The organism is Pseudomonas sp. GD03858 (assembly GCF_029840925.1).
Taxonomy (GTDB): domain Bacteria; phylum Pseudomonadota; class Gammaproteobacteria; order Pseudomonadales; family Pseudomonadaceae; genus Aquipseudomonas.
Window position 1 is genome coordinate 1 of record NZ_JAOCDM010000031.1, and the last position, 17,577, is coordinate 17,577.

Consider the following 17,577-nt stretch of genomic DNA (forward strand, 5'->3'; position numbering starts at 1 on the left):
GGGTCCGAGTGTCCCCTAGCGCTTGGCGATGATGTACACCGCATGCACGATCCCGGGGATATAGCCCAGCAGGGTCAGCAGGATGTTCAGCCAGAATGCGCCACCGAAGCCGACCTGAAGAAATACGCCCAGCGGCGGCAGGATGATGGCGATGATGATGCGGATGAAGTCCATGCGATGCGCTCCTTGAGGGTGTATCAACACAGACTAGCCATGCCTGGCAGAGGTTCCACCGGGCAAAAAAACGCCCCGGGCCATGCATTTCAGGCCAGGGGCGATGCGCAGGAACGCGAGACGGTTCGTTGAAATTCTGTAGGCCGGCGCAACCGGTCAGGCCGGTACTTCGCGGCGGTTGTGCTGCTGGGCATGCAGGCGGGCGAACGCCCGGGCCAGGCGCAGCAACATCTCGTCGATGTTGCCCTTGCTCACCGTCAGCGCTGGCGAGAAGCGCACCACATCGGGCTGCGCGGCATTGAGCAGCAAGCCCTCGCGCAGCGCCGCCTCCACCAATGCCCGAGCACTGTCCTCACGCAATTGCAAGGCCCACAACAGGCCCTGGCCACGCACCTCGCCCTGGCCGTAGCGGCCGGCCAGGCGGCTAAGGCCATCGCGCAGGTGGCGACCGCTGTCCCGGACCTGCTCGAAGAAACCCGGCTCCAGCACGGTGCGCAGCACCGCGAGGCCAACGGCGCTCATCAGCGCGTTGCCATGGTGGCTGCCTTCCAGCTCGCCCGGCTCGGCGCAGCAGGCCGTGCCACGGGCCAGCAGCGCCGCCAGCGGCACGCCACCGCCCAGCCCCTTGCCCAGCGTGACGATATCGGCACGCACGTCGTAGGTTTCTTCCGCCAATAGCGCACCGCAACGCCCTACACCGGTCTGCACCTCGTCGAGGATCAGCAGGATGCCCAGTTCGCGGCACAGCTGCTCGACGCCCTTGAGGTATTCGCCAGTGGCCGGAATCACCCCGGCCTCGCCCTGGATCGGTTCGAGCATGATCGCGACAGTCCGCGAATCCACGGCGGCATGCAGCGCCGCCAGGTCGTTGAACGGCACCTTGCTGAAACCAGGCAGGCCCGGCTCGCAGCGATTGCACGGCAGCGGGTCGGACGCCGACAACGCCCCCAGGCTGCGCCCATGACAGCCCTGGCTGGCGGTGATGATGTGATAGGCGCCGCCACGGTGCAGTTGGCCCCACTTGCGCGCCAGCTTGATCGCCCCTTCACAGGCTTCGGCACCACTGTTGAGCAGGTAGGCCTGGTCGCTGCCGGTGCTCCGGCACAGCAGTTCGGCCAGGCTCAGCAGGCCACGGCTATGGTAGCCCGCGCCCGGATTGATCAAGGCTTGGGCCTGGCTGCCCAGCGCCTTGACCAGCACGCTGGGGCTGTGGCCCAGACTGTTCACCGCGCAGCCCTGGGTGAAGTCCAGGTAGGCATGCCCTTCGCTGTCCCACAACCAAGAGCCCTGACCGCGCACGAACACCTGCGACGCACGTTCGACGCCAGGCATCAGCCGCTCACGGGAAGGCTGCGCGTTGGCCGGCTCGATCACCGGAGCTCGCTTGGGCTCGGCGACGACGGGTGCCGAACGGCGCAGGTTGAACAGGTTCATCGGGGCTCCGACCAATCACGGTGGTGGCGGTCAAGGCTGCGGTCGTATGCCGCTCATGAATATTTTGCCTTGCCTATCAAAAGTGTTTTTCATCCTGGGCAACAATCGCTCGATCAAGCGCTGTAACCCTTTGGAATACGGCGATAGACTAGGCCTCCAGCCGGTTCGCGGCCATTTCGTTTTTTCAGCTTTTTCGATAATCAAATCTTATGGATTTTCGCCAACTGCGTTACTTCGTCGCGGTCTACGAAGAAGGCCACGTCGGCCGCGCCGCCGAACGCCTGTCGCTGTCGCAACCAGCGCTGTCCCAGCAGATTCGCCAGCTGGAGCACGGCCTCGACCTGAACCTGTTCGAGCGTAGCAACAAGCGCCTGCTGCCGACGCTCGCGGCCCACACCCTGTACAACCACGCCGTGCCCTTGCTCGACGGCCTGCAACGCGCCCACGAGGCCATGGACAACTTCAAGGGGCAGTCGCTGCGCACACTGGCCATCGGCGTGCTGCAGACCGTACGGCCAAGCCTGGTGCCACGACTGCTGGAACGGGTGCGCAAGGCGCAGCCGCACCTGGTGGTACAGATCTACGAACTGTCGGGCTCGGAGATCGAGCGGCGCCTGCTCAATGGCAGCCTGGACATCGGCATCAGCTACCTGCCACCGCGTCAGCCGGGGTTGCATGGTTTGCTGCTGTACGAGGACGAACTGCAGCTGGTCATCCCCAATACCCACCCGCTGAAGGACTTCAAGAAGGTCTCGATCCGCCAGGCGGCGGAGCTGCCGATGCTGATGCTCGGCGAGGAATTCCAGATCCGCCAGATCTGGAAGGCGCAACTGGCCAGCCAGGGGCGCAGGCCGCAGGTGCAGGCGGAGATGAACAACATGGCGGGGATTCTCGACAGCCTGGCGCACACCGCCCTGGCTACCATCCTGCCAGGCCGGGCCAAGGATGCCGCGCAAGACGACCAGCAACTGCTGTGGAAGCCGTTGAGCGAGCCTCGGGTGCCGCTGAGGATCGGTCTAGTGTTCCGCGATGCCCAGCGCCAGCAGGCCTCGGTAGAGCTGCTGCGGGCCTTGCTCGAGGAAGAAGCCGACGCCCGCCAGCTGGGCGTCTCGCCACTGGACGTGCTGGGCTGAAACACGCGCACAAAGAAAACCCCGCCTAAGCGGGGTTCTCCAGACTGTTTCCCTTTCGATATCCCTATCGCCCCGCCTTCCTGGCAGGAAATCCTTCGTGTCCCTGTTCTATCTGTCTGCGCTTCCTGCGCTACTTCCGTGTAAGGCGTCCTGCTCTGTCCATTGCGCGTCCTGCGCTGCGTCCATGAAACAAAGAGTAACCGTGGATCCAATCTTAGGAAAGAGGCGAAAAGTCACCACGCCATGTAAGCCAAAGCTTACAAAAAAGGTTCATTCGCAAACATGCCGCTCTACCAAAGCAAAAGGCCGCTCCTGCGGGCGGATGACATCCCCCAGGAGCGGCCTTGTGATGCGACGGGCTGCGTAGCAGCCCGTGAATGGTCAGAACTGCGCGGCGTCCAGCAGGTAGAGCGACTCGCTCCCCGCCTTCACCGATGCCACCAGGGAGTGGACCCGTGGCAGCAGGCGGGAGAAGTAGAACCGCGCCGTCCCCAGCTTGGCACCATAGAAGTCCGCATCCCCTTCAGCGGCCTTGGCGGTGCGCGCCATCAGCGCCCACATGTAGCCATAGGCGACATAGCCGAATGCCTGCAGGTACTCGACCGAGGCCGCGCCGATCTCGTTGGGGTTGCCCTTGGCCTGGTCCAGCACCCAGGCCGTCAGTTCGTCGAGCTGGTCAAGGGACGCCGCCAGAGGCTTGGTGAACTCACCCAGGTCGCCGCCGGCAGTGGCGATGAACTGGCGGATCTCATCGGCGAACAGCTTGTAGTAGGCGCCACCGCTGGCCACCACCTTGCGGCCCATCAGGTCCAGGGCCTGAATACCGTTGGTGCCTTCGTAGATCTGGGTGATGCGCACATCGCGCACCAGCTGCTCCTGGCCCCACTCGCGAATGTAACCATGGCCGCCGAACACCTGCTGGCCATGCACGGTGCACTCCAGGCCCAAATCGGTGAGGAAAGCCTTGGCCACGGGGGTCAGCAGTGCCACCAGTTCCTCGCTGCGCTTGCGGGTCGCGGCGTCTTCGCTGTACTTGGCGGTGTCGAGTTGCATCGCCACGTAGGTGGAGAACGCGCGACCGCCCTCGATCAGCGCCTTCATGGTCAGCAGCATGCGACGCACGTCGGGATGGACGATGATCGGGTCTGCCACCTTGTCCTTGGCCTGCGGGCCAGTCGGGGCACGGCTCTGCAGGCGGTCGCGGGCGTACTCCACGGCATTCTGGTAGGAGCGCTCGGCCGAGGCCAGGCCCTGGATACCGACGCCCAGGCGCTCATAGTTCATCATGGTGAACATCGCCGCCAGGCCTTTGTTCGGCTCGCCGACGATATAGCCGACCGCTTCGTCGAAGTTCATCACACAGGTGGCGGATCCCTGGATGCCCATCTTGTGCTCGATCGAGCCGCAGTTGGCCGGGTTGCGCGCGCCGAGGCTGCCGTCTTCGTTGACCAGGAACTTGGGCACCAGGAACAACGAGATGCCTTTCGGACCCGCCGGGGCGTCCGGAAGCTTGGCCAGGACCAGGTGGATGATGTTCTCGGTGAGGTCGTGCTCGCCACCGGTGATGAAGATCTTGGTGCCGCTGACCTTGTAGCTGCCGTCGGCCTGGGGCTCGGCCTTGGTGCGGATGATCCCCAGGTCGGTGCCGGCGTGGGGCTCGGTGAGGCACATGGAGCCGGCCCAGACGCCGGCATACATGTTCGGCAGGTATTTCTCCTTCAACGCTTCGCTGGCGTGGGCGTTGATCGACAGGCAGGCGCCCGCGGTCAGCATCGGGTACAGGCCGAAGGCCAGGCTCGAGGCGTTGACCATCTCTTCGACTTGCGCCGAGATGGCCTTGGGCATGCCCATGCCGCCGAACGCCGGATCACCGCCAACGCCGACCCAGCCACCTTCGGCGAAGGTCTGGTAGGCCTCGATGAAACCGGCCGGGGTGCGCACCGCGCCGTTGTCCCAGTGACAGCCCTCTTCGTCGGCGGCGCGGCTCAGCGGGGCGATGGACTTACCGGTGACCTTGCCGGCCTCTTCCAGCACGGCCATGGCGGTATCCGCATCGACCACCTCGGCCAGGCCGGGCAGCTGCGACCACAGGGTGGCCACGTCGAAGACTTCATTGAGAACGAAGCGCATGTCGCGCAGGGGCGCTTTATATTCAGCCATGACAACCTCTCGCTATCGGGGTCGGGGCGGCCCGTCGGAGCCGCGGCACTGGGATGAACGCAGTGTAACCGAACAACTTTTACGAGACATAGGGTCATCATGCGACTGAATGGTCAGCCATGGTCACGCCATGCGAACCGCCCCACGCTGCGACTGCTGACCGAATGTCATCACGCAGTTGCGCCCCGCGCCCTTGGCGCCATACAGGGCCTGGTCGGCCGATTTGAGCACTTCGTCGGGGTTGCGATGCTCGGCCTGGCGTTCGGCCACACCGATGCTGATGGTCACCGAGACGGTGCTGCTTGCGCTGCCACCACGGCGCTGCCGTCCGGCTGAGTCGTCCTGCGGACGGTTGCTCTGGTCGCGCAACTGAATCGCATAGTTGGCGATCATCTCGCGCACCGCTTCCAGGTGCGGCAGGCATTCTTCGGCCGTCTTGCCCGCGAACACCAGCGCGAACTCCTCACCACCGTAACGATAGGCACGTCCGCCGCCCGTGACCTTGGACAGGCGGCTGGCGACCAGGCGCAGCACCTGGTCGCCAACGTCGTGACCGTGGGTGTCGTTGAATTTCTTGAAGTGGTCGACGTCGGTCATGGCGATCACGTAATTGCGCCCCAGCCGCTGCATGCGCTCGTTCAGGGCACGGCGGCCGGGCAGGCCGGTCAGCTCGTCGCGGAAGGCCATCTGGTAAGCCTCGTGGGACACTGCGGCGGCAATCATCAGCATCACCTGGCTGCACATGATGTTGAGGGTGAACGGCAGGATGAAGGTCTTGGGCAACATCCAGAAGATGCCGATCAAGCCGATGATCTGCGCGGCATGCAAGGGCCTTGGCTGGCGCAGGTACTGCACCACCAGCAGGATGAACACAGCGAGGAACAACGGGTAGGCGAGCTGGATCAGGCTCATCCACTGGCCATGCAGCGCAGGCCAGCGGATTTCCGCCAGCCAGCCCAGCAGCGCCTCGGGAAAGCTCTGCTCCAGCGCCACCGCGACGCTGCCCACGGCGAACAGCACGGCGAAGCGGGCAAGCATGTCCTGGGCCAGGTGCGTACGCTCCTGCCAGGCCGCATACAGACCGAACAGCGCCGGCAGCAACAGACAGACCAGGTGGAAGATCACCGCCGCGTCTTCGCGGACCCGGCCATTGTCGCGGTAGAAGTCGGTCTGGGTGTCGAGCAGGAAATAGGCGATGTACACCGTGACCATCAGGAACAGCTCGCGCTGGCGGCGATACACCGCGCAATAGGCGCCGCCCAGCAACAGGACCAAGGTGGGCAATACATTGAACAGCGATGTGAAGAAGACGCTGAGGTCCCTCACATAGGCTGCGGCGAGCCCCGCCAGCAGCAGAATCAGCGAAGGCAGGAAATGGCTCGCGCGTACAGCGGATAGACGAAACAAGGGTAATCTCCGACCCGGCAGATCAATAATGGCATTGTGCCCTTACTTCATCGGCAACGCACATGAATAGATGAGTACAGGTGCCCGCTTTAACGGCAGATCAGAAGCGAAGCTTGAGACTTTCTCGTTACTGGATGCGACATTCCTGATGTTGCGCGATCCCTGTAGGAGCGGCCTTGCGTCGCGAAAGGGCTGCGCAGCGGCCCCAGGATTTCAGCATTGATGCAAAGATCGCCGGGACTGCTTTGCAGCCCTTTCGCGGCACAAGGCCGCTCCTACAGGGGGCAGGCGTGGAAGCCCAGGCGAAAAAAAACCGCCTGCCGGTGAGGGCAGGCGGTTTTCATGCAAGCAACCGGCTTAGATGGACAGACCGAAGTCTTCTTCCTTCATCGCCATCAGGTTGTTGGCGCCGGACAGGATCGCCGCCACGTGCGAACGGGTACGCGGCAGGATGCGCTGGAAGTAGAAACGCGCGGTCTGCAGCTTGGCGGTGTAGAACGCCTCTTCGCTGGTGCCGGCCGCCAGTTTCTCGGCCGCCAGGCGAGCGATGTCGGCCCAGAAGTAGGCCAGGCAGGCATAGCCGGAGTACATCAGGTAGTCCACCGAAGCAGCACCGACTTCCTCGCGGTCCTTCATCGCAGCCATGCCGATCTTCATGGTCAGCTCGCCCCACTCCTTGTTGATCGCGGCCAGTGGCTCGACGAACTCCTTGGTAGCCTCGTTGCCTTCCTGGGACTGGCAGAACTTGTGGACGATCTTGGTGAAGCCCTTGAGTGCCTCGCCCTGGGTCATCAGAACCTTGCGACCGAGCAGATCGAGCGCCTGAATGCCGGTGGTGCCTTCGTACAGCATGGAGATACGGCTGTCGCGCACGTTCTGCTCCATGCCCCACTCGGCGATGAAGCCATGGCCGCCGTAGATCTGCACGCCGTGGTTGGCGGCCTCGAAGCCGACTTCGGTCATGAACGCCTTGGCGATCGGGGTCAGGAAGGCCAGCAGGGCGTCGGCCTTCTTGCGCTCCTCTTCGTCCTGGCTGTACTTGACGATGTCCACCTGCTTGGCGGTGAAGTACACCATCGCACGGTTGCCTTCGGCGAAGGCCTTCATGGTCAGCAGCATGCGGCGCACGTCCGGGTGGACGATGATCGGGTCGGCGGCCTTGTCCGGTGCTTTCGGGCCGGTCAGCGAGCGCATCTGCAGGCGGTCACGGGCGTACTTCAGGCCGCCCTGGAACGCCACCTCGGCGTGGGCCAGGCCTTGCAGCGCGGTACCCAGGCGAGCGGTGTTCATGAAGGTGAACATGCAGTTCAGGCCCTTGTTGGCCGGGCCGATCAGGTAGCCGGTGGCGCCGTCGAAGTTCATCACGCAGGTGGCGTTGCCGTGAATGCCCATCTTGTGCTCGAGGGAACCGCAGCTCACGCCGTTGCGCTCGCCCGCGCCGCCTTCGGCGTTGGGCAGGAACTTCGGCACGATGAACAGCGAGATGCCTTTGGTGCCGGCCGGTGCGTCGGGCAGGCGGGCCAGGACGATATGAACGATGTTGTCGGCCATGTCGTGCTCACCGGCCGAGATGAAGATCTTGGTGCCGGAAACCTTGTAGCTGCCGTCGGCCTGAGGCTCGGCCTTGGTACGCAGCATGCCCAGGTCGGTGCCGCAGTGCGGCTCGGTCAGGCACATGGTGCCGGTCCACTCGCCGGACACCAGCTTGGTCAGGTAGGTGTGCTGCTGCTCGGGGGTGCCATGGGCGGAGATGGTGTTCATCGCGCCGTGGGACAGGCCCGGGTACATGCCCCACGACCAGTTGGACTCACCCACCATCTCGCTCAGCGCCAGGCCCAGCGACTCCGGCAGGCCTTGGCCGCCATGGTCGACATCGTGCGCCAGGCTAGGCCAGCCGCCTTCGACGAATTGCTTGTAGGCTTCCTTGAAGCCAGTCGGGGTCTTAACGCCCGATTCGCTCCAGGTGCAGCCTTCCAGGTCGCCGACGCGGTTCAGCGGGGCCAGGACCTCTTCACAGAATTTCGCGCCTTCTTCCAGGATCGCGTCGACCATGTCGGGGGTGGCGTCCTGGCAGCCCGGCAGGCTCTGATAGTGCGCCTCATAGCCGAGCAGCTCGTCGCGAACGAAGCGGATATCACGCAAGGGGGCTTTGTAATCAGGCATTGCGATGAACCTCTGTGATGAGTTCGGTAGGGAGACCGCTGATACCGACCAGCTCTTGGCGGCTTTCGGTCAAACAGTTGTTTGAAACTTACGTTTAGGTGATCTCATTGTCAAGGTGGGTCAGTAGTGTCATTTAAGCCGCCGAACACGACATTTATGCCAAGCCTCTTCAAACGCATCGCGGGGCAAGCCCGCTCCCACGCAATGTCATTAGACGGGGCGTGGGAGCGGGCTTGCCCCGCGATGCGTTGCCGGACGAGCCGGCAGGTCAGACGTAGGTGTCGATGAAGCGACCGAGCATTTCGTCCGAAGCCTTGGCGACCTTGGCGCCCAGTTCGACCTCATGCTTGCCCAGGGCCAACTGGACGGTGCTGGTGGCCAGGTCCAGTTGCTGGCTGCGGTCGACACCACGCAGGCGTTCGGCCTGGTACTCGGTGGACTGGCCACCGGCCCCGCGCTCGACCGCACCGCTGGCGATCTGCTGGGCGGCCTGGTCGACACGGTTCTGGCCGTTCTGGATGGCGCCAAGGCCCGCGTAGAAAGCGGAGCTCGCATTGATTTCCATGTCAGGACTCCGTGACGCTGAAGGGGAAACAGAGCTTATTAAAGCAGCACATCAGGCAAAAGGCCCGTTTAAATCGCTAATGGCCTAGTGCCATTTAATAGATTGGGCGATGGAACGGTGCCTTTCATTGGCAGCGCCTGGCCATCAGCAATTCATGGGAGCGCCAGATCGAGCAGAGGCTAATCCAGCAGATCCAGCTGCAAGTGCTCGGCCACCGCGTCCGGCCCCGCCTGCTTGAGCCAGGGTACACGTCCGAGGCACGGTGCCGGCAAGCGCTCGGCCAGGCTGGAGAGGTTCTCTTCCAGGCGCGATGTCCGCGGATCGACGATATTCGCCACCCAGCCGGCCAGTTGCAGCCCGTCCCGAGCGATGGCCTCGGCGCTGAGCAGTGCGTGGTTGATACACCCCAGGCGCACGCCGACCACCAGGATCACCGGCAGTTTCAGGGCGATGGCAAGGTCCGAGAGGTTGGCATGATCGGACAGCGGCACACGCCAGCCACCGGCGCCCTCGATCAAGGTGAAGTCGGCACGCTGCTCCAGCACCTGCTGCATGGCATCGCGCAGCGTCGGTACGCTCAGCGCCACGCCGGCCTCGCGCGCCGCCACGTGCGGGGCGATGGCCGGCTCGAAGGCGAACGGGTTGATGGCCTCGTAAGGCAGCTTGATCGAGCTTTCATCGATCAGCGCCAGGGCATCGCTGTTGCGCAGCCCTTTTGGCGTGACCGAGCACCCGGACGCCACTGGCTTGGCCGCCAGCGTGCTGAGGCCGAGCTGACGCGCCGCATGCAGCAGCCCTGCGGCGATGGTGGTCTTGCCGACATCGGTGTCGGTACCTGCGATGAAGTAGGCCTGGCTCATCTCACGACTCCTGCGCCAACGGTTTACGCAACACACCGTAGACCACCTGATAGGTGGCGGGCAGGCCCTGCGGCTGGCGGAACTGCTCGTAGGCCTGCAACAGGCCTTGCATTCGCGCGCGCCCGGTAAGCCCCGATGGACGCCCCGGGTTGAGGTTGTGCGCGCCCAGTGCCTTGAGTTCATGGGTCAGGCTGCGCACATCGGGGTAATGCAACACGTGAGGACGGCGATCCAGTTCGAGCAGATCCAAGCCGCTTTCGGCGCACAGGCGCTGGTAGTCCTCGAAACGCCGGAAACGATTGACGTGCACCATGCCGTCCACCGCCTGCCAGCTGGCGCGCAGCTCGTCGAGGGTGCCCACGCACAGGCTGCTGAACGCCAGCACACCACCAGGGCGCAGGGCCCGCCGAGCTTCGCCCAGCACACTGGCGAACTGTCCGCACCACTGCACCGCCAGGCTGCTGAACAGCAGGTCGACGCAACCGTCACGCAAGGGTAGGCGCTCGGCGTCGCCCGCCACATGATGCCGGGCACCGCCCTGCCCGCGGGCATGGCGCAACATGCCCTCGGCGATGTCCACCGCCACGCCGTCGGCGGCGGCGAAACGCTCGCCCAACATCCGACTGAAATGCCCAGTGCCGCTGCCCAGGTCGAGCCAGCGCGCAGGCGTGAACCCGGCGGGCAGCCGCGCCAGCAGCGCCATGCCCACGGCGCGCTGCAGGGCCGCGACACTGTCGTAGCTGGCCGCCGCGCGGGAGAACGAAGCCGCCACCTGGCGCTTGTCCGGCAAGGTGCCGGGCAGGGTTGGGCGGGAAAGATCAGTCATCACCACTCTCATGCAGGAAACTCTTGATGCCCGCTGCCAACTCCTGGGGATACTCCAGCAGGAAGGCATGGGAACTGTCTTCGACCAGGCCGACTTCCACGTCCGGCAGCAGGTCGCTCAGGGCCTTGGCCGCTTCCACCGGTACCAGCGCGTCACTGCCGGCGAACAGATGTAGCTGCGGGCCTCCGTATTGCTCCAGGGCGCTGCGCGTATCGAGGCTGGCCAGCACTTCGAGGCCTCTGGCCAGGTACAGCGGATCGGTGTCGGGCACGCCTACCCCCAGTTGACGCAGCAGGGTGCGCGGTTGCTGCGCGCCCTCGCTGCACAAGGTGCGAAAGCGCTTGAGGGTGACGTGCGTGTGGCTGCGGCAACCATCCAGGAAAGTGCCGAAGGTATCTGCAGCCATGCCGTGCGGCCAGTCCGCCCGGGCCACGAAGCTGGGGTTGCTGGCCAGGGTGAGCAGGCCACAGCAGTGGTCGCCGCGCTTGTGCGCCAAGGCGCTGGCGAGCATGCCGCCCAGCGACCAGCCACCCAGCCACACATCGGTCGGCAACGTGCGGTCCAGGTGTTCGATCCAGGCTTGGGGATCACTGTCGGCCAGTTCCGGCAGGGGCATCAACTCGACTTGCAGGCGTGAATCCTGGGCGCGCAGGCTGGCGGCCAGCGGTTCCAGTGAGGCGGTGCCCAGGCCCCAGCCGGGCAGTAGGATCAGGCGGTTACGCATCGGCGGACTCCAGCTGTGGATGACACTCGGCCAATGCATTCAACAATAGCTGGACCTGCGCCTCGCTGTGGGCGGCGCTCAAGGTCACGCGCAAGCGCGCGCCGCCAGCGGGCACGGTGGGTGGTCGAATCGCCGTGACCAGCAGCCCGCGTTCGCGCAACAGCCGGGACAATGTCAGCGCCCGCCCCGCATCGCCGATCAGGATCGGCTGGATCGCGGTGTGGCTTTCCATCAGCGTCAGCCCGATTTGCTCGGCGCCCGTGCGGAATTGCCGGATCAACGCGGCCAGGTGCTCGCGACGCCAACGCTCGCTGCGCAGCAACTCCAGGGCCTTGAGGGTGGCGCAGGCCAGCGCCGGTGGCTGGCTGGTGGTGTAGATATAGGGCCGGGCAAACTGTACCAGCGCCTCGATCAGTTCCTCGCTGCCGGCGACGAAGGCACCGGAAGTGCCACAAGCCTTGCCCAGCGTGCCGATCAACACCGGCACGTCGTCGACAGCGAGGCCGAAGTGCTCGACCAGCCCGCCGCCGTTGTCGCCGAGCGTGCCGAAACCATGGGCGTCGTCGACCATCAGCCAGGCATCACGGGCGCGGGCCTCCTTGGCCAGGGCCGGCAGGTCGGCGCAGTCACCGTCCATGCTGAACACGCCGTCGGTGACCACCAGGGTATTGCCGCTGGCCTTGTCCAGGCGGCTGGCCAGGCTGGCCGGATCATTGTGCAGGTAGCGGCTGAAGCGCGCGCCGCTGAGCAGCCCGCCATCCAGCAGGGAAGCATGGTTGAGGCGATCCTGCAGCACCGTGTCGCCCTGCCCCACCAGCGCGGTGATCGCGCCGAGGTTGGCCATGTAGCCGGTGGAGAACAACAGCGCGCGCGGGCGCCCGGTCAGGTCGGCCAGGGCCTCTTCCACCTGATGGTGCGGTGTGCTGTGGCCGATCACCAGGTGCGAGGCACCGCCGCCGACACCCCAGCGCTCGGCGCCCTCGCGCCAGGCCTTGATCACTTCAGGGTGGTTGGCCAGGCCCAGGTAATCGTTGCTGCAGAACGCCAGCAATGGCTGGCCGTCGACCACCACCTGCGGCCCCTGTGGGCTCTGAAGCAGAGGACGTTGGCGGTAAAGGTCGGCGGCGCGCCGTTCGGCTAGCCGCGCGGCGAGGTCGAAAGCCATGTTCAGGCCGTGGCTGCGTCGTAGAACAGCTCGCTGCTGCGTTGCTCGACCAGGGCCTGCTCGATGGCCGCCTGGTGTACTTCGTCGGCGTGCTCTTCGCGGGCTTCGGGCAGGATGCCGAGGCGGGCGAACAGCTGCATGTCCTTGTCGGCTTGCGGGTTGGCGGTGGTCAGCAGTTTTTCGCCGTAGAAGATCGAGTTGGCGCCAGCCATGAAGGCCAGGGCCTGCATCTGCTCGTTCATCTGCTCGCGGCCGGCGGACAGGCGCACGTGGGACTTGGGCATGAGGATCCGGGCCACGGCCAGCATGCGGATGAAGTCGAACGGGTCGACGTCCTCTTCATCGGCCAGCGGCGTGCCAGCGACCTTGACCAGCATGTTGATCGGCACCGACTCCGGGTGCTCAGGCAGGTTGGCCAGCTGGATCAAGAGGCCGGCGCGGTCGTCCAGCGACTCGCCCATGCCGAGGATGCCGCCGGAGCAGATCTTCATGCCGGCATCGCGCACGTAGGCCAGGGTCTGCAGGCGCTCGCTGTAGGTGCGGGTGGTGATGATGCTGCCGTAGAACTCCGGCGAGGTGTCGAGGTTGTGGTTGTAGTAGTCCAGGCCGGCCTGGGCCAGGGCCTGGGTCTGCTCCTGATCGAGCCTGCCGAGGGTCATGCAGGTCTCCAGGCCCATGGCCTTCACCCCTTTGACCATCTCCAGCACGTACGGCATGTCCTTGGCCGACGGATGCTTCCACGCCGCGCCCATGCAGAAACGGGTCGAGCCGATGGCCTTGGCCCGGGCGGCCTCTTCCAGCACCTTCTGCACTTCCATCAGCTTCTGCTTTTCCAGCCCGGTGTTGTAGTGGCCGGACTGCGGACAATATTTGCAATCTTCCGGGCAGGCGCCGGTCTTGATCGACAGCAGCGTGGAAACCTGCACGCGGTTGGGGTCGAAGTGCGCGCGGTGGACGGTCTGGGCCTGGAACAGCAGGTCGTTGAACGGCTGCTGGAACAGCGCCTTGACCTCGGCCAGGGACCAATCGTGACGTGTGGTTGCAATTGCACTGGCGCTCATCGGCGTTTCCTTATCTAGGGTCTGACTGACGCCGGGAGAAGAAAGCCCGCCAGCGCATCACGGATAGCTCGCATAGTCACGGAAGGCCCATGAACTGTCAACCAAGCATAAAGACACTGGTTTACATCTGTACAAATATCAATCAGTCATGCCTATTGTGTGACGAACCCGCCCTGCAGCCCTATCCGCTATGCATGGCCTGCGAACGCGAACTGCCGTGGCTGGGCCTGCACTGCCGCCGCTGCGCCTTGCCCACGGCCTGCGGCGAACTCGCTTGCATCAGCTGCGAACAGCGTCCGCCAGCCTTCAGCCAGGTGATCGCGCCCTGGTCTTTCGGCTTTCCCATCGACACGCTGGTCAGCCGCTTCAAGCATGCCAGACAGTGGCCCCTGGGCCGGCTGATGGCGCAGCTGCTCGGCCACGCACTGGAGCATCACTACGCAGAAGGCCTGCCGCGCCCCGACCGACTGCTGCCCGTGCCACTGGCCAAGGGTCGGCTGCGCCAGCGAGGTTTCAACCAGGCGGCGATGCTCGCCCACTGGCTGGCCAGGCAATTGCGCCTGCCGTGCGACGAACATCTGCTTGAACGCATCCGTGACACCCCGGCCCAGCAGGTACTTGGCGCCAAGGCCCGTCGGGGCAACCTGCGCCGGGCCTTCGCGCTCGCCAAGGAGGCGGACATCGACGGCCTGCACCTGGCGGTGGTCGACGACGTGCTGACCACCGGCGCGACCGCCCAGGCGCTGGCCCGACTGCTGCGCGGGGCCGGCGCCCGCCGTGTCGATATCTATTGCCTGGCACGCACACCCAAGCCGGATCAGGCTTGACTTGACCCGGTGACGGCGGCAACGTCGCGGGACCTACACAACACCCGAATGCCCGCCCATGTCCCTGCCTGCCCTGCTCACCCAGCACATCGTCCGTCGTCCACAGCGCATCGCCCTGCTGCAGCATGTCGCCGAGCAGGGCTCGATCACCCGCGCCGCCAAGGCCGCCGGGATCAGCTACAAGGCCGCCTGGGACGCCATCGACGAACTCAACAACCTGGCGGCGCAACCACTGGTGGAGCGCAGTACTGGAGGCCGCGGCGGTGGCGGGGCGCGCTTGTCCGCCGAAGGCGAACGGGTCTTGCGCCTGTACCAACGCCTGCAGGCGTTGCAGGCGGAGATTCTCCAATCCCCCGAGGACAGCAGCGACCTCGACCTGCTCGGGCGTCTGATGCTGCGCACCAGTGCCCGCAATCAGTTGCAAGGACGCATCAGCGGGCTGCGCCGCGAGGGCCGGCATGATCGCATCAGCCTGGCCCTGGGCGGCGGGCTGGAGATCGAAGCGTTGATCACCCGGGGCAGTACCGAGCGCCTGGAGCTGGCGCTAGGCGGCAGCGTGGTGGCCCTGCTGAAGGCGGGCTGGGTGCAGTTGCTGGGCGATGACGAACAGGCGCAGGCAGGCAGCAACTGCCTGAAGGCCACGGTCGAGGAAATTCTCAGCGAGGAGGACGGGCCGGGCGAGGTACGCCTGGCACTGGGTAACGGCCAGACCTTGTGCGCCATCGCCGAAGCCGCCTGGCTGGCGCAGTACCAGGTGCAACCGGGAAACGAGTTGCGGGTGCAGTTTCATCCGTCGTTCGTGCTGCTGGGGGTGCCGGTCTAGCCCGGCCAGCCCGCGTCCACGGGAGCTTGTGGCCACCGATCTGCGGCAAGGACTGGCCTGGGGTAACATGCCCGCACGCAGTCCCCGCGACCGGAGCCTTTCATGTCCCACCCCTTCGATACCCTCACACCCGACCTCGTGCTGGATGCCGTGGAAAGCCTCGGCTTTCTCAGCGACGCGCGGGTGCTGGCACTCAACAGCTACGAGAACCGCGTCTACCAGGTGGGCATCGAGGACGCACAGCCGCTGATCGCCAAGTTCTATCGCCCTGGGCGCTGGAGCGACGCGGCGATCCTCGAGGAGCACACCTTCACCCGCGAGCTGGCCGAGTGCGAAGTGCCGGTGGTGGCACCGCTGCTGCACGAGGGGCGCTCCCTGTTTGAACACCAGGGCTTTCGCTTCACCCTGTTCCCGCGCCGTGGCGGCCATGCCCCGGAGCCGGGCAACCTCGACCAGCTCTATCGCCTCGGGCAACTGCTCGGGCGCCTGCATGCGGTAGGCGCGAGCAAACCCTTCGAGCACCGCGAATCCCTGGCTGTGGACAACTTTGGCCACGCCTCGCTCAAGACCCTGCTCGACGGCAACTTCGTGCCCCGTGAGCTGCTGCCCGCCTATGAGTCGGTGGCCCGCGACCTGCTCAAGCGGGTCGAGGATATCTACGCCCGCACCCCGCACCAGCTGATCCGGCTGCACGGCGACCTGCATCCAGGCAACCTGATGCACCGCGACGACGTCTACCACGTGGTCGACCTCGACGACTGCCGCATGGGCCCGGCCGTCCAGGACCTGTGGATGATGCTCGCCGGCAGCCGCGAGGAACGCTTGGGGCAACTGGCGGAATTGATCGACGGCTACAACGAGTTCCATGACTTCGACCCACGCGAACTGGCCCTGATCGAGCCGCTGCGCGCCCTGCGCCAGTTGCACTACAGCGCCTGGCTGGCACGGCGCTGGGACGATCCGGCGTTCCCGCCAAGCTTCCCCTGGTTCGGCCAACCGCGCTACTGGGGCGACCAGATCCTCGCCCTGCGCGAGCAGATCGCCGCGCTCGATGAACAACCGTTGAAATTGTTCTAGGTCTGGGCCGCGCGCTGTCTACAATAGGCGTCGCTTTATTTAGCTACCTAAGCAAGGATTCTGCATGCACGCCGCCAACCCGCGTCGCGGGTACCTCCTGGGCCTCGGCGCCTACATCATCTGGGGCTTGTTTCCCCTGTACTTCAAAGCGATCCAGAGCGTTCCGGCGGTGGAAATCATCGTCCACCGGGTGCTCTGGTCGGCCCTGTTCGGCTCGCTCCTGCTGCTGGTATGGAAACACCCCGGCTGGTGGCGCGAACTGCGCGACAACCCTCGGCGCCTGGCGATCCTCGCGCTCAGCGGCGCGCTGATCGCCGGCAACTGGCTGACCTACGTGTGGGCGGTGAACAATGGCCGCATGCTCGAGGCCAGCCTGGGCTACTACATCAACCCGCTGATCAACGTGCTGCTGGGCATGCTGCTGCTCGGCGAGCGTCTGCGCCGCTTGCAATGGCTGGCGGTGGGGCTGGCGGCCCTGGGCGTGGCCCAGCAGGTGTGGCAGGTCGGCAGCCTGCCTTGGGTGTCGCTGGCGCTGGCGCTGTCATTCGGCTTCTATGGGTTGATTCGCAAGCAGGCGCCCGTGGCCGCACTGCCTGGGCTGGTGGTCGAGACGTGGATGCTGGTGCCCATTGCCATCGGTTGGCTGTTGCTGCACCCGGCCGCCAGCAGTGCCAGCCCTGAGTTCTTCAGCAGCAGCGAGGCGCTGTGGTTGATCGCCGCCGGTCCGGTGACGCTGGTGCCGCTGGTGTGCTTCAACGCTGCCGCCCGGCACCTGCCCTACACCACGCTGGGCTTCCTGCAGTACCTGGCGCCGACCCTGGTGCTGTTGCAGGCGGTGCTGCTGTTCGACGAGCATCTGACGGCGAGCAACCTGCTGGCCTTCGCCTGTATCTGGGGCGGCCTGGCGATTTATAGCGTCGATGCCTGGCTGAGTTTGCGCAAGCGCGCCTGATCAGAAAATAATCAAATCTCTACAGGCCACGGGGGACGTGGCCTGCAGCAAGCGCTCCAAAGGTTATCCACACCCTCGTCCCCGCCGTTTGTGCACAAGCCACTGATTAGTGGACATTTTTTGCTCAAACCTCGCCAGCCCTTGCTGTTACTGGCCTCCAGCGTAGCGCCCCCAGCTTATCCACAGGGGCTTCCCCGTAAAATCGGGATAACCATCTAAGGGCCGC

16 protein-coding genes are annotated in these 17,577 nt (G+C 65.1%); 5 read left to right on the forward strand and 11 right to left on the reverse strand.

Annotation, left to right across the window (positions count from 1 at the left end; all coding sequences use genetic code 11):
* Positions 1 to 15 precede the first annotated feature (15 nt).
* Positions 16 to 174, reverse strand: coding sequence for a YqaE/Pmp3 family membrane protein (locus tag N5D48_RS10925; protein WP_009681539.1), 159 nt, complete (start codon positions 172 to 174; stop codon positions 16 to 18).
* A gap of 156 nt (positions 175 to 330) precedes the next feature.
* Positions 331 to 1,608, reverse strand: a complete 1,278-nt coding sequence (locus N5D48_RS10930; protein ID WP_279883998.1) for an aminotransferase class III-fold pyridoxal phosphate-dependent enzyme — start codon at positions 1,606 to 1,608, stop codon at positions 331 to 333.
* 209 nt (positions 1,609 to 1,817) lie between these two features.
* Between N5D48_RS10930 and N5D48_RS10935 the strand changes: the two genes are divergently transcribed.
* Positions 1,818 to 2,741 (forward strand): LysR family transcriptional regulator, encoded by a 924-nt coding sequence (locus N5D48_RS10935; RefSeq protein ID WP_279884000.1) that lies wholly within the window; start codon positions 1,818 to 1,820, stop codon positions 2,739 to 2,741.
* Positions 2,742 to 3,122: 381 nt separating this feature from the next.
* Here N5D48_RS10935 and N5D48_RS10940 read toward each other — a convergent pair whose 3' ends face one another.
* The 9 genes from N5D48_RS10940 to bioB form a co-directional block, all read right to left on the reverse strand.
* On the reverse strand, positions 3,123 to 4,901 hold the full coding sequence (locus N5D48_RS10940) for an acyl-CoA dehydrogenase C-terminal domain-containing protein (RefSeq protein ID WP_279884002.1): 1,779 nt from the start codon (positions 4,899 to 4,901) through the stop codon (positions 3,123 to 3,125).
* Positions 4,902 to 5,024: 123 nt separating this feature from the next.
* Positions 5,025 to 6,308 carry a GGDEF domain-containing protein gene (locus N5D48_RS10945; RefSeq protein ID WP_279884004.1) on the reverse strand — a complete coding sequence of 428 codons (1,284 nt, stop codon included), beginning with the start codon at positions 6,306 to 6,308 and terminating at the stop codon, positions 5,025 to 5,027.
* 357 nt (positions 6,309 to 6,665) lie between these two features.
* Positions 6,666 to 8,471, reverse strand: coding sequence for a phenylacyl-CoA dehydrogenase (locus tag N5D48_RS10950; protein ID WP_279884006.1), 1,806 nt, complete (start codon positions 8,469 to 8,471; stop codon positions 6,666 to 6,668).
* A 268-nt stretch (positions 8,472 to 8,739) separates the two neighbouring features.
* Positions 8,740 to 9,036, reverse strand: coding sequence for a pyrroloquinoline quinone biosynthesis protein PqqE (locus N5D48_RS10955; protein ID WP_279884008.1), 297 nt, complete (start codon positions 9,034 to 9,036; stop codon positions 8,740 to 8,742).
* Positions 9,037 to 9,215: 179 nt separating this feature from the next.
* Positions 9,216 to 9,896, reverse strand: coding sequence for a dethiobiotin synthase (gene bioD / locus N5D48_RS10960; RefSeq protein WP_279884010.1), 681 nt, complete (start codon positions 9,894 to 9,896; stop codon positions 9,216 to 9,218).
* A 1-nt stretch (position 9,897) separates the two neighbouring features.
* Positions 9,898 to 10,722, reverse strand: coding sequence for a malonyl-ACP O-methyltransferase BioC (gene bioC, locus N5D48_RS10965; RefSeq protein ID WP_279884012.1), 825 nt, complete (start codon positions 10,720 to 10,722; stop codon positions 9,898 to 9,900).
* Entirely contained in the window at positions 10,715 to 11,446 is a 732-nt protein-coding gene (locus N5D48_RS10970) for an alpha/beta fold hydrolase (protein ID WP_279884014.1), read from the reverse strand. Before N5D48_RS10970 ends, bioC begins: the two co-directional genes overlap by 8 nt.
* The gene (gene bioF, locus N5D48_RS10975) at positions 11,439 to 12,611 is read right to left on the reverse strand and encodes an 8-amino-7-oxononanoate synthase (protein ID WP_279884016.1); all 1,173 of its coding nucleotides are present in this window, start codon (positions 12,609 to 12,611) and stop codon (positions 11,439 to 11,441) included. The genes N5D48_RS10970 and bioF overlap by 8 nt, the downstream gene beginning before the upstream one ends.
* 2 nt (positions 12,612 to 12,613) lie before the next feature.
* A complete protein-coding gene (bioB, locus tag N5D48_RS10980) occupies positions 12,614 to 13,672 on the reverse strand; it encodes a biotin synthase BioB (protein ID WP_279884018.1) in 1,059 nt (352 codons plus the stop codon).
* Positions 13,673 to 13,761: 89 nt separating this feature from the next.
* Between bioB and N5D48_RS10985 the strand changes: the two genes are divergently transcribed.
* The 4 genes from N5D48_RS10985 (at position 13,762) to rarD (ending at position 17,351) form a co-directional block, all read left to right on the forward strand.
* Complete coding sequence (locus tag N5D48_RS10985; protein ID WP_279884020.1) at positions 13,762 to 14,499, forward strand: ComF family protein; 738 nt, start codon at positions 13,762 to 13,764, stop codon at positions 14,497 to 14,499.
* Positions 14,500 to 14,557: 58 nt separating this feature from the next.
* Entirely contained in the window at positions 14,558 to 15,322 is a 765-nt protein-coding gene (locus tag N5D48_RS10990; RefSeq protein ID WP_279884022.1) for a TOBE domain-containing protein, read from the forward strand.
* A gap of 102 nt (positions 15,323 to 15,424) precedes the next feature.
* Positions 15,425 to 16,399: a serine/threonine protein kinase gene (locus tag N5D48_RS10995; protein ID WP_279884024.1), complete on the forward strand. Its 975-nt coding sequence runs from the start codon at positions 15,425 to 15,427 to the stop codon at positions 16,397 to 16,399.
* Positions 16,400 to 16,463: 64 nt separating this feature from the next.
* The gene (gene rarD / locus N5D48_RS11000) at positions 16,464 to 17,351 is read left to right on the forward strand and encodes an EamA family transporter RarD (protein WP_279884026.1); all 888 of its coding nucleotides are present in this window, start codon (positions 16,464 to 16,466) and stop codon (positions 17,349 to 17,351) included.
* Positions 17,352 to 17,577: the final 226 nt, after the last annotated feature.